Raw genomic sequence first — 15,762 nt, forward strand, 5'->3', positions numbered from 1 at the left:
GATGACACAGCCAGCATTTGTGAGCAGCATTCGGACCCGTCTCGCGGGTATGCGTCCCGCCGCACGCGCGGGTCTGGTGAGCGCCGTCGGCGTGGTACTTGTCGCGGTAGTGGCGGTTGCCGGAATCTTCGGTGCGCGCACTGTGTTTCCCGCCGTCAAGAACATGGTGATGCCGTACCTGGGGAACGCGCATATCCCGTTCCTGGACGACACCCGGGCGCTCTGCGCGAATTTCCGCGACGGATCCGGTTTATACAAGGGCAACAAGGTCTTACTTCTCGGTGTCGAGATCGGCACCGTGACAGCCGTCACCAACAAGCCCGACCATGTCGAGGTCGACTTCGACATTCCACAAGACATGGAGCTGCCCGCCGATGTGGGCGCAGCCAGCTATTCGCAGTCGGTGATCACCAACCGCAGTATCGAACTCACCCGTTCATGGAGCGAGGGGCCTAAATTCACTGGCGATCAATGCATCTCGACAGAGAACACCAGAACTCCGGTGACCGTCACCGAGTCGTTCTCCGCCATAGGCGAGCTCGCCGATACGCTGATGCAAGCAGCGCCTGGCCAGGACCCGGCGAACTCGCCTGGCGTACAGGCACTGAACAAAACCCTCAAGGGTGCAGCTCGATCGCTCGACGGCGTCGGCCCCGGGTTCAAGGAGATGCTGAACAACCTCACCACGATGGTGGGCGATCCCTACAAGGCCGACGCCGACTACCGGCAGCTATTCGAGAACAGCGCCATCGTCACCTCGAACTGGTTGCAATATTGGAACGAGTTCGCGGGTGTGGTCACCTCCCTGCCCGATACCGCACGCCTGATCGAGGGCATTTCGGAGAACTTCTCGGTCGGCCTCGACTACCTCACGACGCTCCTTCCGACGCTGAACGGCATGGTGCAGCGCGCCGCCGGCCGGCTCTACAAGAACGTCTTCGACAAGCTGGTGCCCTGGATACGCGACATCCTCAACGCCTACACCCCGCACATCCTCACCTTCTTCAACACATTGCCACCGGTGATCAACTGGCTGGCCGATGACATCTATCTGCCGAACACGAAGACCCACGGTGTCACCTATGTTCCTCCACGCGTGGCCATCTCGCCGGAACAGGCCAGTGCCATCTGCCAGAACCTGCGTGACCGCAACACCCCCGGCTCCCAGGCGGCATGTGCACCGGGCACCGCCTCGGACCCCGTGACCCTCGGTTTGACGAATCTGATCATGGGGGCGGCACTGTCATGATTCGACGTGTACTGATCGTCCTGTTCGCCGCCGCATTCACGGTGGTCCCGGCGTGCTCCACGGAGGCACTGGATCCCACCAAGATGCCGATGCCCGGCGCGTACATACCGAAGAACACGTACCGCCTCAAGATCGAATTCTCCAGTGTGCTCAATCTGCCCGGACGGGCGAAGGTCGACTCGGGCGGCGTGCAGGTGGGCCTGTTAGATCGGGTGGAGCTCAAAGGCACAACCCCCGTCGTCTACGTAGATATCGACGGCGGTGCGAAGTTCCCGCGGAACGTCAAGGCCGAACTCCGGCAGGCCACCGTGCTCGGCGACATCTACATCGCCATGATCTCGCCCACCGATCCGGCTCCGACACATCTTCAGGATGGCGACACCATCGCCCTGGCCAACACGGTGCCGGCGGCCAACGTCGAAGATCTCATGCGGTCCATGTCAAACCTCATCGGCGGGGGCAGCCTCAACACGATGCAGACCACCGTGGCGAACATGAACAGCTCCTTCCCTCCGCCCGAGGAGCTTGACCGCATCCACCGCGCGCTGGCCGGAATCATCAATGACCTGTCCAACAATCAGGACACCCTCAACAAGATCCTGACGAATATGCAAGCCGTCAGCGAGTCCTTCCGAGCCAATAAGGGAACGTACCGACGGCTTCTGACCGAGGGACCCACCAAACTGCCGTCACTGGCCAAAGTGGTTCTGAGTCTTAGTGATCTGATCATCAATGGCGCCGAGTTCGGACGGCAGATCGCCCAGATACTGGACTACCCGAACCTCATGCAGATCCTGTCCTATCTCACGCCATTCATCCACAGCGCCTCAACCGCCGACACCACTATCCCGGTGCTCGGCGACAAGATGGTCCGAACCATCCGCGACAGGATCATCCCGTTCTTCAAGGATGGCGGTCCCAAGTACACCGTGACCGATATCCAAACTCCCGATGGCACATTGGGAGTCAGCCCCGGGGAACGCGCCGACTCGGTTATCCGGAACATGCAGACGATGGGGCTGGTGCGATGAGGCTCAATGTCCTACTCACTCTCGCGGTGCTCTCGATCATTTCTCTGGTGGGCGCCGTCTACATGGCCTTCGGTGTCCTGGACATCGCCTCCACCAACAAGACCAATCACATGACGCTCATGCTGGAAAGCTCTGGCGGGCTGATGTCCACCTCGCAGGTCACCCTGCGGGGCATCAAAGTCGGCCGGGTCACCAACATTCAGGCCACCCCGTCGGGATTGGCGATCTCGATGGCCCTCGACAGCGGCTACCCCATTCCCGTCGACAGCCAGGTGAGCGTCCAGAATCTCTCGGCCGCGGGGGAGCAGTACGTGGAGTTCAAACCCGCGCGCATCGAGCCCCCCTACTACAGCGACGGCGCCGTGATCCCGGCGTCGAAGGCAGCGCCGGTCTACACCGTGAGTGATCTCCTGCAAAAGGGCAACGCACTAATGCAGGCCATGAACGCCGACGACCTGGAAATCACGCTCAACAACGTCGCTGCCGGATTCGTGGACAACACCAAGACCATCGATCAGTTGGCCACCACGGCAAGGCTGTTCGCGCAAATGGTGAAGGACGACAAGCACTATCTGGCCGAGGTCATTGGCAACACATCGACCCTGACCAACGGGCTCGGTGAGATCCGGGCCGGCGATATCTTGAAGCAGTCCGCCAAGACCATTCCGGGTAGCCTCGACGGCCTGGCGTCCCTGGTGAAAGTGATCGAAAAGCTGGAACCGCTCGTCGAAGCAGGCCTGGGCGATGGGAAGCCCCTGACGGATCTGGTCGAAAAGCTCTTCGACTACATCAACGCACTGTCCGAACCCATGTCGGAATTCGCGACAGTACTCGAACCCATCGTCGCGCCGCTGCGCGATGTCAAGCTGGACGCCGGGCACTGGCTGGACTTCTGGGATTCCAGCTTCAACAACCAAGGCGGACTGCGCATCCATCTCGGGGTACCCGAATGGCCACAGCCCGACACACCGCAGCCAGGATCAGCTCAGCCAACGCGGCTGGCTGCCACACCACCCGCCCCCAAACCCACATCGGCACCACAAACGGCAACAGCAGGAAGGCCCGGATCATGACCGACATCGACGATCGCACACTCACCCTCGATGACGCAGATCCCGATGAGCTCGCGAAATCGGAGACCAAGTCCACCACCGACTCCGCCGAGACCGAATCTGACGCGGAACCGAATGCCAAGCGGGTGAAGCGGGCCAAGGCTGTTGAACAAGAAGCAGGTCCAGCCGAAAGTGATAGCGCTCCCAATATCTGGAAGTGGATCACCTTCGGTCTGCTCGCGTTGGGAATCATGGGAGCGGTCCTCGGCGGCTGGCAGTATCAGAAGTTGTCCGATGCCCTCGCCGCCACACGCGCCGGCGATACGGAACGCGCCGCGGCCACCGACGCGGCGTCGGCGTACGCGATGAAGTCGCTCACCTATAGCTTCGAAGACCCGGACGGCTTCTTCAAGAACGTCAAAGAGAACGCGGCAGAACCGCTGAAGAACAAGTACAGCGATGCCGAGAAGCTGCTCAAGGCCATCATGCTGCAGGCCCAGGTGACGTCGAAGGGCGAGATCATCGCCGCGGATGCCGTTGCCCAGCAGAACGGCATCTACCAGGTGGTGGTCACCACCCGACAGACCACCCGGAACGTCCAGAACCCGGAACCGCGGGCTACCACACTGGTTCTGCAGATCACGGTCAAGAAGGATGGCGACAACTGGCAGGTGACCGATATCGGCCCCAAGAATGCCAACTCGACCGGCACCATCATGCACCCCGGCGACCAGAAGCTGCTTCCCGACGAGACGGCACCCGCACCCGGTAAGGCACCCGCGCCGGCCCTCCCGCCGCTGCCCACGCTCCCCGGTCAGAAGTAGGCAATGTCCCGGCGCATAGGTGGTCTGGGAGCGGGTATCGCCGCTGCCGCCCTGATGGTTTCGGCGCAGACGGTCCATCCCGTGGCCGTGGCACGGGCTGCTCTGCCGCCGTGCCCGAGCAGAGCCACCACGATCGTCCCGGACAGCCCCAAGGCACATACAGACTGCCGGCTGTCTGCGGCCGACGGCACCGGGATCACCTTCGATGTGGAGTATTGGCGTCCGCACCCCGACAACAGGGATGCACCGGACTACCCGCCGCTGTCGGCCCGGGTAACCATCAAGGACGCCACCGGCAACAGGCTGCAAGAAGTGAACGAGCTCTTGGAGCCGTCAAGCCCCTCACCGGCCGGTCTGCAGGACATCGACGGAGACGGCCGCGACGAGATGATCATTCCGATCTCTACCCGGGTCATGAATGGTGCTGTCAACACCCGGTTTTCCGTCTGGCGAGCTGAGAAGGACACCACCCACTTCGAGCGCGTCCAGATGTTCGGACAGGCCGTCTATCCCAGTGGCGACGGGTACATCGTGGTCAACAGCGGTGCGTTCTCTAGCCGCGATCTGGATTTCTACCTGCCCACCGCCGCCGGCTACACCCACATCATCACGTTGACGATGACTGCCGAAGAGGTCGACCTGAACACCCGCAAGGTGCTCACCGCAAGCTGCATGGTGCACAAGCAGTCCGGCCTGGGTGCCATCGACATGGACTGGCAGGATTCGCCGGTGTTCTGTGATTCTCCTGCGGCCAAGTCGATTTGGCCGGATGCCGAGCGCGTCGAAACCAACAGAAGAGTGCAGGGCCGCTAAGCCTTACACCGCATCCCGGGATATGTCCGTGTCTTCCAGGAGCGCGATGAGCGACCGCATACCCGGACGGAAACCCCACGCGAAGACCACCCGCAGAAGGGGTTGGAGCCAGCGCAAGGGCAACCCGGAAACGAAACGCGGGGTTATCGCCACCGTCCAATCGACGGTGCAGCCGCCCGGAGTGCTGGTGAGCACGTAGTCCTCGGCCCACAGCTGCAACAGGGGCCAGCTTCCCGCCACCGCCGAGTAGGAGAGCCGATGCGGCGCCTCGTACCGCCAGAACCTCTCTCGCTGGATCCACAGGAACCGCCACGGTGCCGACACGGTGCCCATCTCTCGCTCCATGCCCACTCGCCGGCACGGTTCGTCATAGCGCACACCGCACCCGAAGGGCAGCCATGACCAGGCATGGTCACTGTCCAGCGCCGCCCACACCTGACCACGCGGCGCATCGAACGTGTGGGAGGTGCGCAGCACGATGGCTGCCGATTCGAACGCGGAATCGTCCGCCATCGCGACCCGGCACTTCGGGGCGAGTATCGGCCACCCCATCCTCAGACCACCACCTGTGAATCATTGAGGACCGCAATGGAATCGACACGTTGACTCTGTTGCGCATACTCGTAGTCATCCGCCGGGAACTTCTTCGCCGCCCGGCGGGCCTGCAGGGTCGTGGTCGGCCGCAACAACGGTACATCATCGTCGGCGTTCTTCCAGTACGACCGCACACCTCGATTGAGTTCCGTGAAGTAGTACTTCAGGTTCCGCCCGTTGCGCAGCATGAGTTGGTGGAAACGGTCCAGTGCCTCCTGGCGCACTTCCATACGGCTGGCGCCACGTTCTCCCGCCAGGGAGATGGCCCGGACGATGTGCGTGACGGCGGTATCCGCCAGCCCGTGCCATCCGCCGTTGCCGGTCCAGGAGTAGGGCCCGACGATGATCCAGCGGTTGGGGAAGCCGGTGATCGAGACACTCTCGTACGCCTGCATACCGCGACTATTGAAGAAGTCCCCCAGATCACGGCCACCGGCGCCGGTCACACGTCCTCGCTTGTAGGAGGCGGGTTCGGAGAACAGATCGAAACCTGTTGCGGTGATCAAGAAATCGGCCTCATATACCGTCCCGTCCACGGTCTTGACTCCCTCGGGAACGACCTCGGCGATGGGCGTGGTGACCAGTGAGCAGTGCGGCTTGTTGAAGACCCGCGGAAAGGCGGAGTTGAGAGTCGGCCGGTTCCCCAGCGGCCCGAAGTACGGGAGAAGATCCCGCGCGACCTTCCTGTCCTTCACCACCGCACGCAGGTACGCGCCGTATAGTGCACGCCCGGCGGCATCGAACAACCGCATCAACGGCCGCATCACCGCGCCCGGGGTGTGAATCAGGAACCACAGACCCAGGCTCCCACCGAGCAGGGCCCCCCACTCGATCACGGAGAACAATCCGGGGATACGAAGCGCCCATTGGGCAATCACCGGGATCCGGAAGTCGGGTTTGGGGATGCAGTAGACGGGTGTCCGCTGGAAAACCACGAGCGACTCGGTCTCGTCGGCGATGGCACCGCACAATTGGACGCCGGTCGCCCCGGTGCCTATCACCGCCACGCGTTTGCCCCGCACGTCGTGCTCCGGCAGCCACTGCACGGGCGTCACCCGGGTACCGGTGAAGCTCTCGAGCCCCTTGATGCCGGGCTGCTTCGGATCGAAGAAGGGACCGATCGCCGAGATCACGAACCGTGCGGTGATGAGCGAGCCGTCAGCCAGATTCAGCCGCCACCAGTGGTTCTCCTCATCCCACTCCTCGTTGCGAACGTCGACGCCGAAACGGAAGTGCGGCCGCAGATTGAACCGTTCGGCAACCTGCTGGTGGTAGGCCTGCACTTCGGAGCCGGGCGCAAAAACGCGAGACCACTTAGGGTTTCGGAAAAACGGGAACTGGTAGATCACCGACGGGATGTCGACGGCGATCCCCGGATACACATTGTCGCGCCAGGTCCCGCCCAGATCCGCGGCCCGGTCGAGGATCACGAAGTCCTCGATACCCGCCTGCTGCAAGCGCACCCCGGCACACAGGCCTCCGATACCCGCACCGATCACGACGACATGATGATCGGGAACTGATGTGGTCATGAGGACTCCTCACTCGATGTCCGATACGGACTACTCACTGACAATTCCGGCGTTGAAAACGACAGGCCTCCGGCCCGGACCCCCTCCGACGCCGTCACGGGATGACGTTGGTTCCCCCTCAACGGGCCGCCCTAGTGGACATCGCAGCGTTACCCATCAAAAGCGGCATGGACACAGGTCTCCTTCTCGAAGGCTTGGCTAGTTCACCTGCACGGCAGTGGTTTCGGCCACGGGGGCGCGATCACCCACCACCGGCAATCGGTCGAAGCGAAAATCATCGAGCGGAAAGCGTTTACTCGCACGCGTCGACTGGTACGCCGTGGTGGGGCGCAGGAACGAGAAGTCGCCATGTCGGTCGATGTAATAGGAGTTGGCGTTGACACACGCACGCCCGTGCATGAGGGTCGATTCCGCCTTGGGCGCAATGAAATCGAAGAAACGGTTGTTCGCGTCTTCGGTTACCGCGAAGGCGGTGGCGCCACGCTTGCGTGCCTCGGTGATGACCCGCACGGCGATGCGCGTCGCGTTTTCCACCATCACGTGCCAGGAGCTGCCGCTCCACGCGAACGGCCCGAAAACCATGAAGGTGTTGGGCAGTTGGGGCATGGTGACACCCTCATACGCCCTGGCACGATTGTTCTCGTAGTAGTCGGCCAGGTCGAAGCCATTGCGCCCCTTGACGGGGCGGGCACGATAGACCTCGGGGCTCTGCGACATCTCGAACCCGGTGGCCAGAACCAGGACGTCGATATCGCGGTGCGCACCGTCCGCCGTGACGATTCCCGTCGGGGTGATCTTGGCGATCGGATCGGTCACCAGTTCGACGTGGGGCTGGGTGAAAGTCCGGTAGTAGATGTTCGAGACACTCGGGCGTTTGCACCCGAATCCATACTGAGGTGTCAGCTTCTTGCGCAGCTCGCGATCGCGGACCTGGCTGAACAGAAATGCCCGGCAGGCCCAGTTCGGAATGAGGGTTATCGGCGCAATCTGCTTGCCGTATACCGTGATCGCCACCAGGCCGACCTCCACCGCGGCGGCAGCGATCCCCCGGATCAGGGATTGCAGGCCCGGGACGTACTTCAAGGCCCACCGCGCGATACGCGGTATCGGGAAGTCGGGCTTGGCGAAAACCCAGATCGCCCGGCGCTGGTAGACGTCCACGTGGGAGGCCACCCTCGCCATCTGCGGAATGAGCTGAACCGAGGTTGCTCCGGTGCCGATCACCGCCACCCGCTTACCCTGCAGATCGAAGTCATGGTCCCAGTTCTGTGTCTGGATCACCTTGCCCGCAAAGGAATCCAGACCCGGGATATCCGGCACCTTCGGCTCCACAAATGCGCCGACCGCGGTGATGACGAACCTGGACGTGATGACCCGGCCGTCGGCAAGGGTGAGGTGCCACAGGTGGTTGTCCTCGTCCCATACCCGTTTCATGACCTCGTGGCCCAACCGCAGGTGGTCGTTGAGGCGGTACTGGTCGACCAGGCTTGCGATGTATTGCTGCACTTCCCGGCCTTTGGGAAAAGTGCGGGACCAGTTGGGGTTTTTTGCGAAGGAGAACTGGTACACGATTCCCGGGACATCTACTGCCACATCAGGATAGTGATTGTTGTACCAGGTGCCACCGATGCCCGCGGACCGCTCCAGGATGACGAAATCGGTCAGGCCGGCACGCTTCAATCCGATGGCGGCGCCGAGCCCGCCGATCCCAGCGCCGATGATGACGGTCTCGTGCTCGGGGGTACTCATATCGTCGCCTCGACCTGCCGGTCGATCCGGCCGTCATACTCGCTGCGGGCGCTCCGGTCTACGGGTCCGACCGTCCTGTCCGCATTCACGACCCGCCGGCCCAGCAGCCACAGCCACTCGGGAATCAGATGCTGTAACCGCAGCGCGAGGACCGTACCTCGCGGGGAACCGACCACTGCCGGCCGATTGCGCACGGTCCCGACCGCATCGCGTGCCACCCAGGTGGGAGGAATTATGCCCAGTTTCTCCCACCACTTGAACGGAATACCATCAACGAGCTGGGTGCGGACGGCCGCCGGCATGACTGTCGAGATGGTCACGCCGGTACCGACCAGCTCCTCGCGGGCGCTGCGCGCGAACCCGGTGGCGGCATGCTTCGAGGCGACGTAACTGGCCAGGCCCGGTGAGTGAATGGCTCCCGCCGCCGATGTCACATTGATGAAATGTCCTCTGCCCCTCGCGATCATCCGCGGGGCGAGCACCTGATAGGAGATGTAGTGGCTCCAGAAGTTGACGCGCATCGTCGCCTCGGCCACTCCCCGGGACTCTTCCAGCAGCGGCCCCACTGGCATGATGCCCGCGTTGTTCACCACGATGTCGATGGGCCCGACGGTGTCCTCGACCTCGGCGACAACACGTCGATAGTCATCGGACTCGCCTACGTCCAGCGCGAAACCTCTTGCATCCGCACCAATCTCCCGCGCCGCCAGAACAGCGGCGTCACCGTCGAGGTCCGCGATGACCACCCGAGCGCCCTCACGCGCCAGCCGCTGTGCGATAGACAGCCCGATACCGCGCGCGCCGCCGGTGACCAACGCGACGGCGCCGTCGATCTGAATCTCGGTGAATTTCATGCGGCGGGCCGTCCAACATGAGCTCTGACGAATGCCGAGATCTCCCCCACGGCCGCCCGCGCATCGGGGAGCACATCCGCGGCGATCTGGAAATCGTGCACTTGATTCCTCCATATCTGCAGTTCGACAGGCACTCCGGCCTCGGCGAGCCGAGCAGCCGCGAATTCGGCGTCAGGGCGAAGGATCTCGTCACTGCCCACCTGAAGAAGTGTTGGCGGTAGGCAAGCCAGCGTGGCCGTGGCGCCCTCGACGAAACTGTCGAGGACCCTGAGCCCGGCGGTAGCCGTCTCCCCCGACATCATGAGGCGCTCCATGGCTATCAACGCCGCCCGCGGGAACAACGGGTCGTTGGATTGCGCGGCCAGCACCAGCTTGCCTGCCGGGTCACGTTGCACCAGAGGTGAAATGCACACGAGAGCGCCGGGTGATTCCAGTCCGCGACGCTGCGCGATCAGACTGGCGGCCAGAGCAAGGAATCCACCCGCGGAATCGCCGGCGATGACGATCTCCGAAGGCTGGTAGCCCATGTCGATGAGGTACCGGTATCCGTCAAGTGCGTCCTCGACCGCCGAGGAGACCGAGTGCCCGGGCAGCTTTCGGTAGTTGACGGCAAGCGACGTGACGCCCGCGCTCGTGACAATGCGCGACACCAGCCTGCGGTGCGTGTTCAGTCCGCCGACGACAAATGCCCCGCCATGCAGAAAGAGCATGGCGCCGTGTGGCGAACCGCCTCCGGCAGACATGAGCTCGGCTTCGCAGTGCGTGAGTCGCACCCGGACACGACGCACTCCCCGAACGGGCCGCAGCACGATCGCCGCGAGGTCGATGACTCGGTACGGCCACGGCAAATGCGGAAAGCGCGCCCACAGTGCAATCACCGGATACGCGAAGAGGCGGATGGCCAACCGTCCTAATCGCAACAGAACCGTCAGAGAGCCTCGCTCGGAGCGAGTGAGCTCCAGACGCTCCGGATGTAGCGGCACCACGTTGGCCGTCATCGGCGCTCCTCGGTGATCTCGAACACGGGTAGGTGTTTTATAGACTGACATGCCATTCATAAAAATACAAGACGGCATTCCCGCCTACCCCGAGATGACTGTTATCGCTGCTGAGCCCAGCTTTCTATGGCCTGCCCCATGGGGGTGGCTGTGTCGGCCATGCCGAGATACTCGCGCGCAATCGCCGACCAGGGCGCCTCTGCGCCGAGCCTGCCGAGGAGTGCGGCCACACACATTTCGGTGCGCCGCGCCATCGCATGCGTCTCCACTAGACGCTGGTTGCGGATGCCGTCGTAGAACCTGGACGAGGGCAATACGGCATCGGCAACCGAACGCCGCGCGATATCCGGCGTCATCCGCAAGATCCCGTCTCCGAGATGCCAGCTACTGACCGCGCGGATGTACTCGGTGGCGGCGCTTCGCTCCATGGCCTCCGGGTCTGCCAGGAATCCCGCGGCCACCGCAAGCTCGAACGCCTGGTCATCATCCCCGGAGAGCAGCGCCCGAAACACCTTGCGCTGCACCTCGGCGTCCTCGTAATCCATATCCATGCACAATCCGAAGTCCACGAAACCGACCCGCCCATCGGGAAGCAGCATGATGTTGCCGGGATGTGGATCGGCGCAGAAGAATCCGGTTCGGTACATCTCACCGCAGTAGAAGCGATAGATCGCCTCCCCCACCAGGTTCCGCACCGGCTGATCCTGTTCGGCAAGGCCGTCGAAGGCCATACCGTCGAGGTACTCGGTCACCAGGACGTGCTCGGTGCACAACTGCGCGATCGGTTCGGGGATGCGCCATGCCGGATGCCCCTGAAACGCATCGAAAATCCGCTGGTGGTGGGCTAGCTCGGCCCGGTAATCCACTTCCTTGATCATCTGCCGCTGTACCTCCGCGACGATGGCCTGGGTGTTGCTCGCGGGCATCTTCTTCGCCGCCAGCTTGGTGACCAGCTGCAGATTCTTCAGATCCGCGCGGACCTTGGACGCGATATCCGGGTACTGGATCTTGACCGCGACCATCCGTCCGTCGTCAAGTTGGCCGCGGTACACCTGGCCTATCGAGGCCGAGGCGATGGCACCCGAGTCAAGGCTCACGATCCGGGCACGCAGCTCACCCAGCTCACGTTCCAGCGCCCCGTGCATCGTCTCGTCGGGAATCCTTGGGGCATTGTCGAACAGGGGTGCAAGCCGGGCAGTGAACTCGTCTCTGGCCGATGTGGATGTGATACCCACGTCCACCACAGAAAGCAGCTGGCCAAGTTTTTGCGCGGCGCCCTTCATCGAGCCCGCGACGGCCACCAAGTCGTCGGCGAACCGCAGAATATCGGCGTCCCGCCGAGCCGCGACGTCCGCCGAGACCGGTTTCATCGCCGTCGTTATCGCCGAGCGGACGGCATGACCGGCGACAACCTTGCCCAGCGCCGCCGCCCTCTTCGCACGCAGCGGCACGCCAGCTCGAGTTGCGTTGGCCTCGTTGTCAACTGGTTCGCCGATGGGATGCTCCTTCATTGCCGCACCGACCTAGGGCGCTGGATTCAGACCATAAAGCAAAAAGTGCGTGATGGCCCGCGCGTACTCATCAATACGGTCAGTCCGGCCGTCGTCATCGACGACGAGGGTGACGGCGCCGACCAGCAAGGACACAAATGCCTGGCCGAGGAACTCGGTATCGATCGACGGGTTTATCCGGTCGGCACCAATCATCGAATACACGGACTGCTCGCTGCGCACCGAGGCGAAGCGGAAGAACTGAATGATCGACTGCAGTGCCTCCGGATCCACTCCGGCGGCCTCCGTGCAGACAAAGATCAATGCGGGCAGCCTTTCGGCCACCGCCTCCAACGCGTTTGTAAATCCTTGCGCGAGAGCGTTTTCGATGTCCTGACGGGCATCCAGACGCCCAACCGGCCGCGACAGGACGGGCTCCATGGCCGAGAACTCACGAACCATCAGCGCATCGAGCAAATCGCGTTTGTTCTGGTAGTAGTTGTAGAACGTGCCGTGGCTGACCCCGAGTCGCTCGACGATCTCGTTCACCCCGACGGCGTGATATCCATCGGACAGGAAGCAGCCGAGCGCCGCATCCAGGAGTTCATTGCGGCGATCGGACGCGACAGGCACCGGAACATGCACGGAATCAACGGTTTCCGCCGCGCCGCTCCCCGCGCTCGACTCCAGGACGACACCGTCGCGCAAGATGCCGCTTTCGGCGATCTGCGAAGCGGTACTCACGAAACGTTCTCGGGTACCGGGGTTGTCGTGCCGGCTTTGTGCGAGCAGAAAACCGGGCAGCACCAGGGCCGGCAAGAGCCGCGCGAGCACGGCGTGGTTCTGTGCGTCCTCGGCCAGCCATCCGGCCCGACGGCCGCCGTCCAGGCCCCGCTGCACGTAGGAGTCGAGCATCGACTGGATACCGAGGACTCGCTGCTTGAGCTCCTTGTCGGCGGCGGCCGACTGGACGGTGAGAAGTTTGAGCAGCGCAGGCTCCTGATCCACCAGCGCGTAGAGGCGGCGGCCGCCCTCCATGATGATGTCGTTTCGTTCTTCGATGCCGCCGGTTCCGCCGACTACCTCGAGAAAGTCGTCGAGCGCCAGGGTGTCGACGAGGCGTTCCACGGCATAGTCGAAGACCAGGTCGAGAACCTCGCGCTTGCTGTCAACGTATCGGTAGACAGTGCCTTGTCCCATGCCGGCACGGCCCGCTATGTCGGACATGCTGGTCTGCTCGTAGCCGTTTTCGGTGAAGGCCGAAAAGGCCGCGTCGACGATCTGCTGACGGCGTTTGTCGGCAAGCCCGGACACCGGGGGGCGTCCTCGGCGAGGCGGATCCTGCGCCACTCGCTGCTCCATCGACGTGTCTGACCGAACCGAAACCGGAGCGTCCCACAATTACGAACGCCTCGATGCCGTCAAAGTCTAAACACGTACGTGATGGCCCCTGCGGTGAGCGGTCAGCCCTCCAGCTTGTAGCCCAGGCCGCGCACCGTCACCAGATGCACCGGATTGGCCGGATCCGACTCGATCTTGGAGCGCAGACGCTTGACGTGTACGTCAAGCGTCTTGGTGTCGCCGACATAGTCGGCACCCCACACGCGGTCGATCAACTGACCGCGGGTAAGCACCCGCCCGCTGTTCCGGATCAGGTATTCGAGCAGGTCGAACTCCTTGAGCGGCAGGGTGATCGCTTCCCCGTTCACCGACACCGTGTGCCGATCGACATCCATGCGGACCGGACCGGCCTCCAAGACGCCATCGCCCGCGGTGGTCTCTTCGGAATCCGATCCGCGGCGCAACACGGCGCGAATGCGGGCGATGAGCTCGCGCGCCGAGTACGGCTTGGTCACGTAGTCGTCGGCCCCGAGCTCCAGCCCGACGACCTTGTCGATCTCGCTGTCGCGTGCGGTCACCATGATCACCGGAACGCTGGACTTGGCGCGCAGCTGCTTGCACACGTCGGTACCGCTCATTCCGGGCAGCATCAGGTCCAGCAGCACGATGTCGGCACCAGCGCGTTCGAATTCGGCGAGCGCCGAGGGCCCGTCGTTGACGATGGTCGCCTCGAAGCCCTCCTTGCGCAGTAGGAAGGCCAGTGGATCGGCCAGCGAGTCTTCGTCCTCAACAATCAAGACACTGGTCATCGACGTACATGTTCCTCTCGTGTAGTCGCTTGACGCTCCTCGCGTAAGCGGCTGGTTGGTGCGTGCGGCGGGGCTTGGTTGGTCGCGTCTTTGCGGGGGGTGGGTTGATCTGCTTGCGGGCCGTCTGCGGATTCTTCGATCACGTCATCCTCTTCCTCATAAACCGGGAGAGACAGCGTGAAGGTCGACCCGGTGCCGGGCTGGCTCCACAGCTTGATGGCGCCGTTGTGATTGGCCGCCACATGCTTGACGATCGCCAGACCCAATCCGGTGCCGCCGGTGTCGCGGGAGCGCGCCTTGTCCACCCGGAAGAACCGTTCGAAGACACGTTCCTGATGTTCCTTGGCGATCCCGATGCCACGGTCGGTGACGGCAATCTCGACCTTGTCGCCCCGGCGCCGGCGGCTGATCGACACCGGCGATCCGTGCGGCGAGTAGGCAATGGCGTTGGCCACCAGATTGCTGATCGCGGTGATGAGCAGCGTGGGGTCACCGCGCACCTCGAAACCACTGGGCGCGTCCGTGGTGACCGCGATATCGGCGTTCTCGGCGGCCACCTTGGACCGGCTCAACGCTTCGGACACCACGAAGTCGACGTCGACGACCTCCAGATCGGGAAGCTTCTCGGCGCCCTGCAGCCGGGAGAGCGCGATGAGTTCGGTGACCATGTTGCCCAGGCGACGGGACTCCGCGAGAACCTGCTCACCGAAATGCTGCACCGTCTCGGGTTCGTCCGAAGATTCCAGTAGTGCCTCGGCGAGCACGCCCATCGCGCCGACAGGCGTCTTGAGCTCATGGCTGACATTGGCCACGAAGTCGCGGCGGGTGGCCTCCATACGGACATGCTCGGAGTCGTCGTCGACATAGATGACGGCCCAGCGCGGATCGGCATCGGAGAGCCTGCGCACGTGCCCGCGCAGCGAGAACCCCGCGCGACCCGGCGCCTTCGGCTTGGTGGTCAGATCCACTTCGACGGCCTCACCGGTGGCCAGCGTCCGTTGGGCGGCGGTCCATGCCTGCTCGTCGAGCTGGCGGTCGCGTACCAGGCCCAGCTCCCGCGCGCGGGCGTTGACCAGGACGACGTCCTGGTGTTTGTCGACGACGACAATTCCGGTCGGTGAGATGGCGACAATGCGCTCGAGCATCTGGGAAACGGTCAAACCGCTCTGGGCTACCTGCGAACCTTTCCGGGCCGCGCGGTGGGTCGAGGAGCGGCGCGAGTACCACGCGCCCAGCACCGCACCCGCAGCAAGCGCCACGAGGGCTGCGATCGTCACGATCACAACCAGAGAGCCCGATGAGGCGGTCACGCGAAAAGCGTACGCATTCGGTGAACGTCACCCCAGCAGCGTGCGGCTAAATGCCGAGCAAGTCACACATTCCCGCACAGGTGTTAGGCGTGAGTTCACCGAATATTCGCCGATTG

At 63.3% G+C, this 15,762-nt stretch carries 14 protein-coding genes; 5 read left to right on the top strand and 9 right to left on the bottom strand.

The features are described from left to right. Position 1 precedes the first annotated feature (1 nt). The 5 genes from B4394_RS06515 to B4394_RS06535 are packed head-to-tail and all read left to right on the top strand — an operon-like array spanning position 2 to position 4,969. Entirely contained in the window at positions 2-1,249 is a 1,248-nt protein-coding gene (locus tag B4394_RS06515; RefSeq protein WP_078314519.1) for an MlaD family protein, read from the top strand. Then, positions 1,246-2,280: an MlaD family protein gene (locus tag B4394_RS06520; RefSeq protein WP_030096454.1), complete on the top strand. Its 1,035-nt coding sequence runs from the start codon at positions 1,246-1,248 to the stop codon at positions 2,278-2,280. The genes B4394_RS06515 and B4394_RS06520 overlap by 4 nt, the downstream gene beginning before the upstream one ends. Next, positions 2,277-3,353 (top strand): MlaD family protein, encoded by a 1,077-nt coding sequence (locus tag B4394_RS06525; RefSeq protein WP_078314520.1) that lies wholly within the window; start codon positions 2,277-2,279, stop codon positions 3,351-3,353. Before B4394_RS06520 ends, B4394_RS06525 begins: the two co-directional genes overlap by 4 nt. Continuing rightward, complete coding sequence (locus B4394_RS06530; protein WP_078314521.1) at positions 3,350-4,156, top strand: hypothetical protein; 807 nt, start codon at positions 3,350-3,352, stop codon at positions 4,154-4,156. The genes B4394_RS06525 and B4394_RS06530 overlap by 4 nt, the downstream gene beginning before the upstream one ends. 3 nt (positions 4,157-4,159) lie before the next feature. Then, complete coding sequence (locus B4394_RS06535) at positions 4,160-4,969, top strand: hypothetical protein (RefSeq protein WP_078314522.1); 810 nt, start codon at positions 4,160-4,162, stop codon at positions 4,967-4,969. Between the two features lie 3 nt (positions 4,970-4,972). On the opposite strand, the gene B4394_RS06540 is transcribed toward B4394_RS06535, so the two are convergent. The 9 genes from B4394_RS06540 to B4394_RS06580 all read right to left on the bottom strand — a co-directional run bounded on the left by B4394_RS06540 (position 4,973) and on the right by B4394_RS06580 (position 15,646). Beyond that, entirely contained in the window at positions 4,973-5,521 is a 549-nt protein-coding gene (locus B4394_RS06540; RefSeq protein WP_078314523.1) for an SRPBCC family protein, read from the bottom strand. Positions 5,522-5,523: 2 nt separating this feature from the next. Next, positions 5,524-7,095 carry a flavin-containing monooxygenase gene (locus B4394_RS06545; protein ID WP_078314524.1) on the bottom strand — a complete coding sequence of 524 codons (1,572 nt, stop codon included), beginning with the start codon at positions 7,093-7,095 and terminating at the stop codon, positions 5,524-5,526. A 198-nt stretch (positions 7,096-7,293) separates the two neighbouring features. Continuing rightward, positions 7,294-8,844 (bottom strand): flavin-containing monooxygenase, encoded by a 1,551-nt coding sequence (locus B4394_RS06550; RefSeq protein WP_078314525.1) that lies wholly within the window; start codon positions 8,842-8,844, stop codon positions 7,294-7,296. Further along, positions 8,841-9,698, bottom strand: a complete 858-nt coding sequence (locus tag B4394_RS06555) for an SDR family NAD(P)-dependent oxidoreductase (protein ID WP_078314526.1) — start codon at positions 9,696-9,698, stop codon at positions 8,841-8,843. The genes B4394_RS06550 and B4394_RS06555 overlap by 4 nt, the downstream gene beginning before the upstream one ends. Further along, positions 9,695-10,696, bottom strand: coding sequence for an alpha/beta hydrolase (locus B4394_RS06560; protein WP_070950619.1), 1,002 nt, complete (start codon positions 10,694-10,696; stop codon positions 9,695-9,697). Before B4394_RS06560 ends, B4394_RS06555 begins: the two co-directional genes overlap by 4 nt. Before the next feature lie 101 nt (positions 10,697-10,797). Next, on the bottom strand, positions 10,798-12,147 hold the full coding sequence (locus tag B4394_RS06565; protein ID WP_070915839.1) for an ABC1 kinase family protein: 1,350 nt from the start codon (positions 12,145-12,147) through the stop codon (positions 10,798-10,800). Between the two features lie 72 nt (positions 12,148-12,219). Continuing rightward, positions 12,220-13,500 (bottom strand): TetR/AcrR family transcriptional regulator, encoded by a 1,281-nt coding sequence (locus tag B4394_RS06570; RefSeq protein ID WP_057967807.1) that lies wholly within the window; start codon positions 13,498-13,500, stop codon positions 12,220-12,222. A 149-nt stretch (positions 13,501-13,649) separates the two neighbouring features. After that, positions 13,650-14,336, bottom strand: coding sequence for a winged helix-turn-helix domain-containing protein (locus B4394_RS06575; RefSeq protein ID WP_030096443.1), 687 nt, complete (start codon positions 14,334-14,336; stop codon positions 13,650-13,652). Next, a complete protein-coding gene (locus tag B4394_RS06580) occupies positions 14,333-15,646 on the bottom strand; it encodes a sensor histidine kinase (protein WP_070915571.1) in 1,314 nt (437 codons plus the stop codon). Before B4394_RS06580 ends, B4394_RS06575 begins: the two co-directional genes overlap by 4 nt. Positions 15,647-15,762 lie beyond the last annotated feature (116 nt).

Source organism: Mycobacterium sp. D16Q16 (assembly GCF_002013745.1).
Lineage (GTDB): Bacteria > Actinomycetota > Actinomycetes > Mycobacteriales > Mycobacteriaceae > Mycobacterium.

Excerpts from the sequence above, each read along its gene's own strand:
- B4394_RS06530 (WP_078314521.1), top strand. The coding sequence starts at position 3,350 with ATGACCGACATCGACGATCGCACACTCACCCTCGATGACGCAGATCCC.
- B4394_RS06535 (WP_078314522.1), top strand. The coding sequence starts at position 4,160 with ATGTCCCGGCGCATAGGTGGTCTGGGAGCGGGTATCGCCGCTGCCGCC.
- B4394_RS06540 (WP_078314523.1), bottom strand. The coding sequence starts at position 5,521 with ATGGGGTGGCCGATACTCGCCCCGAAGTGCCGGGTCGCGATGGCGGAC.
- B4394_RS06520 (WP_030096454.1), top strand. The coding sequence starts at position 1,246 with ATGATTCGACGTGTACTGATCGTCCTGTTCGCCGCCGCATTCACGGTG.
- B4394_RS06515 (WP_078314519.1), top strand. The coding sequence starts at position 2 with ATGACACAGCCAGCATTTGTGAGCAGCATTCGGACCCGTCTCGCGGGT.
- B4394_RS06525 (WP_078314520.1), top strand. The coding sequence starts at position 2,277 with ATGAGGCTCAATGTCCTACTCACTCTCGCGGTGCTCTCGATCATTTCT.
- B4394_RS06555 (WP_078314526.1), bottom strand. The coding sequence starts at position 9,698 with ATGAAATTCACCGAGATTCAGATCGACGGCGCCGTCGCGTTGGTCACC.
- B4394_RS06550 (WP_078314525.1), bottom strand. The coding sequence starts at position 8,844 with ATGAGTACCCCCGAGCACGAGACCGTCATCATCGGCGCTGGGATCGGC.
- B4394_RS06545 (WP_078314524.1), bottom strand. The coding sequence starts at position 7,095 with ATGACCACATCAGTTCCCGATCATCATGTCGTCGTGATCGGTGCGGGT.
- B4394_RS06575 (WP_030096443.1), bottom strand. The coding sequence starts at position 14,336 with ATGACCAGTGTCTTGATTGTTGAGGACGAAGACTCGCTGGCCGATCCA.
- B4394_RS06560 (WP_070950619.1), bottom strand. The coding sequence starts at position 10,696 with ATGACGGCCAACGTGGTGCCGCTACATCCGGAGCGTCTGGAGCTCACT.